Annotated in this window: 2 protein-coding genes; both read right to left on the minus strand. The window is 66.6% G+C overall.

The annotated features are described in order from the left end of the window. Positions 1-1,762: type I polyketide synthase (locus ABZ942_RS43765; protein ID WP_357392268.1), on the minus strand; the 1,762-nt coding region annotated here is incomplete at its 3' end. A gap of 36 nt (positions 1,763-1,798) precedes the next feature. After that, on the minus strand, positions 1,799-4,162 hold a 2,364-nt coding region (locus ABZ942_RS43770; RefSeq protein WP_357392270.1), incomplete at its 5' end, for an SDR family NAD(P)-dependent oxidoreductase.

Here is a 4,162-nt window from a genome sequence, read left to right on the forward strand (position 1 = left end):
CCCGCGCCATCCCCAACCACTGCGAACCCTGCCCCGGAAACACAAACACAACACCACGAACCGCCACAGACGAACCGACCAGCACACGATCGCTCGTCCCGCCCTGGGACAACACCTCCAGCCCAGTCAGCAGTTCCGCCCGATCCGCGCCCGCCACCACCGCGCGGTGGTCGAACAAGGCACGCGAGCAGGCCAGCGACCACCCCACATCGACCGCAGCCAACTCCGGCCGTTCGCGCACATAGGACGACAGTCGCTGAATTTGCTCCCGCAGTGCCACAGACGATGTCGCCGAGACTACCCACGCCAGTGGTCCGTCCGAGCGAACCGGGTCGGCGGACGCGCCCGCACGGCCAGCCTCCGTGTCGAGCGCCTCGCGTGCCTGCTCGAGGATCACATGCGCATTCGTGCCGCTGATCCCGAACGAGGACACTGCCGCTCGTCGCGGTGCATCAGCATCGGTATCCCAAACCCGAGCGCGCGTGAGCAGCTCCACCCCGCCGCTGGTCCAATCCACCTGCGGCGACGGCGCATCCACGTGCAACGACTTCGGCAGCACACCACGGCGCATCGCCTCGACCATCTTGATCACCCCGGCCACGCCCGCGGCCGCCTGCGTATGACCGATATTGGTTTTCACCGATCCCAACCACAACGGCCGTCCATCGGGCCGGTCCTGCCCGTAGGTGGCCAACAAGGCTTCGGCCTCGATCGGATCTCCCAACCGAGTCCCCGTACCGTGCGCTTCCACCACATCCACAGCCGATGCCGCCAGGCCCGCGTTCGCCAGTGCCGCACGGATCAACCGTTGTTGTGACGGACCATTCGGGGCGGTCAAGCCGTTCGACGCACCATCCTGATTCACCGCCGAACCACGCACCACCGCCAAAACGTCATGACCCAGCCGACGCGCATCCGAAAGCCGCTCCAACAGCAGTAGACCCACACCCTCGGACCAACCCACGCCATCCGCGGCGGCGGCGAACGACTTGCATCGGCCATCCGCTGACAACCCCCGCTGCCGCGAGAATTCCACAAACGTCGCCGGCGTCGCCATCACCGTCACCCCACCGGCCAACGCCATCGAACACTCACCGGCCCGCAATGCCGACACCGCCTGATGCAAGGCGACCAGGGAGGACGAGCACGCGGTGTCGACCGACACCGCCGGACCCACCAACCCCAGCACGTACGCCACCCGGCCCGACAACAGACTCGGGGCACTGCCGTGGACCAGATAGCCCTCGAAGCCCTGGGGGGACGAATGCAGTCGCCCACCGTAGTCCGAGTACATGATTCCGGCGTATACCCCGGTTTGGCTGCCGCGCAGGCTGGTTGGGTCGATGCCCGCGTGCTCGATGGTCTCCCATGCGGTTTCCAGCATCAACCGCTGCTGTGGATCTATCGCCAGCGCTTCGCGCGGCGAGATCCCGAAGAACGCCGCGTCGAAATCCGCCGCGTCGTAAAGGAACCCGCCCGCCCGCGCATAGCTGCGACCGACCGCGTCGGGGTCCGGGTCGAACAGGTTTGCCGGCCAGTCCCGGTCGGTCGGCAGCGCCGTCACGGCATCGACCTCATCGGAGACCAAGCGCCACAGCTGTTCCGGCGACCGAACACCGCCGGGGAACCGGCACCCCATGCCCACGATGGCGATCGGCTCGGTCAGGCGGTCCTCCACTTCACGCAGCCGTCGGCGCGTGCTCCGGAGTTCGGCGGTCGTCCGGCGGAGATATTCGACAGCCTTCTCTTCAACATCAGTCATCTGATTTCCCGTACCTTCTACCGAACGTGGCGCTGGCTAATACGATTCGAGATCGTCATCGATTATCGAGAACAGTTCCTCGGCAGTGACGGAGGCGAGCATTCGATCATCCGCTGCCGGTCCTTCCCTGTGCTGGATTGATCGTGAACGCAGCAGCAGATCCTCGAGCCGGGCGATAATCTCGGACCGCTCAGCGGAATTGGCCGAGTCTCGCAGCAGGGAAGCCGAAAAGTTCTCGAATTCTTCGGTCAAAGACTTTGCCCGGCTAGCGGGTGCGGTTTGCCCACCCATCAGCTCGCTCACCCGGACTGCTACCGCACCGATAGTCGGGTAATCGAAGACAAGCGCGGCAGGCAGCTTGGCCCCGGCCAGCCTGCTCAGCCGATTACGCAGCTCGACCGCCGTCAACGAGTCGAACCCCAGCTCCTTGAAGGCACGGGCACCCGAGATCTCAGAAGAGCTGTCGTGCCCCAGGACGGCGGCGACTTCAGCGGTGATCAACTCGGCAAGCAGAGCTATCCGTTCGTCTTCGGCCAACCCGGCCAGGCGCTGCTGCCAGCCCGCCGGATCCGGCGTAGCCGCGGATGTTCTCCGGCGTGCGCCGACCCGAAGGAGTTCGGTGAAGACGCCGCGCGCTCCGTTGGCGCGCAGCATGTTCAGATCGAATCGAGACGGAACCAAGGCCGGTGCCGCGATAGCCAGCGCCCGATCCAGTAGCTCATGCCCCTCGCCGCCGGTCATAGCCACCAACCCGCCCCGGTTCATCCGCTCCCGATCACTGGATTGCAGATGCCCGGTCATGCCCGAGGCCTGTTCCCACAAACCCCACGCCAACGACGTCGCAGGCAGACCAAGACCGCGCCGGTAGTGAGCCAGCCCGTCCAGGAAGGCGTTGGCCGCCGCGTAATTGCCCTGCCCGGGTGCACCGAAGGTCGCCGCTGACGACGAATACAGCACGAACCCACGCAGATTCAGATCCCGGGTCAATTCATGCAGGTGCCACGCCGCGGCCACCTTCGGGGCCAGAACCCGATCCACCTGCTCAGGCGTGAGCGAGGTGATCACACCATCGTCGAGCACACCAGCGGTATGCACCACCACCCGCACCGGAAACGCCGGATCCACCCCGGCCAACACAGCCGCCAACTGCCCACGATCAGCCACATCCGCCGCCACCGCCACCACCGACACCGCACCCGCGGACAACAACTCCTCCCGCAACACAGCGAACCCCTCAGCACAAGCACCACGCCGACTCACCAACAACACCCGCCGCACACCGTGCACACCCACCACATGCCGAGCCAGCATCGACCCCAACACACCCGAACCGCCCGTAATCAACACCGTCCCTTGCGCATCCCACGCCGAATGTCCGCCGGTCGCCGACTCGGCCCCGGCCACCCGGGCCAGCCGCGGCACCCGCGCCTGCCCGGTGCGCAGCACGAACTGCGCTTCGCCGCACTCGACCGCAGCGGGCAACGCCCGCCAGGATTCGGCCGTATCGTCGATATCGACCAGCACGAACCGGTCCGGATTCTCCGTCTGCGCCGAACGCAGCAGACCCCACACCGACGCGGACGCCAGCCCCGACACCGCTCCTGTTGCTGTCGAACCGGTTTCGTTCGCCTCGACACCACCGATTCCGGCCGCATGCCGGGTCACCAGCACCAGACGCGAATCCACCAACCGCGGCTCGGCCAACCATGCCTGCAACAACTGCAGCGTCGCCTGCGCCTGCGCGTGCACGCTCGACACCACCGATTCCGTGCCCGAGTCCGTCGGCAGCGCCGCGATCACTACGTCCGGGACCTCCCGGCCGGACGTCATCGCCGCGATCAGGTCATCCAGCTCGCCGAACCGCTCGACACCATTGTCGGCCGAACCGTCGGCACCGAGGCTGCCGACGCGCACCCAACCGCTTCGGGTCATCGAAACCGACTGCGGCAGTGGATAATCGATCCAGTCCAGCCGGTACAGCGAATCCGGGCGGGCGGCTGCGCGGCCCTGATCGGCCAGTTGCTCGGGGATCGGGCGCATCGTCAACGCGTCCACGGTCACGATCGGCTGATCCTGATCATCGACCAGCCACACCGACACACCGGCCCCGTCCGCCACTGGAGCAGGGGCTATCCGGACGCGAGCGTGATCGGCACCGGCGGCATGCACACGCACGCCCTGCCACGAGAACGGCAAACCCGCCGACCCGGCATCCGCATCGATACCGGGCAACATCGCATGCAATGCACTGTCCAGCAACGCCGGATGCACCGCGAACTCGCCCGGATCGGTACCACTGTCCGCAGGCAGCGCAACCTCTGCGAACAGCTCCTCGCCGCGCTGCCACATCCGCCGCAAACCTTGGAACGCCGGACCATAGCCATACCCGTGCGCCGAGAC

Origin of the sequence: Nocardia sp. NPDC046473 (assembly GCF_040645995.1) — a bacterium.
Classification (GTDB): Bacteria; Actinomycetota; Actinomycetes; order Mycobacteriales; family Mycobacteriaceae; genus Nocardia.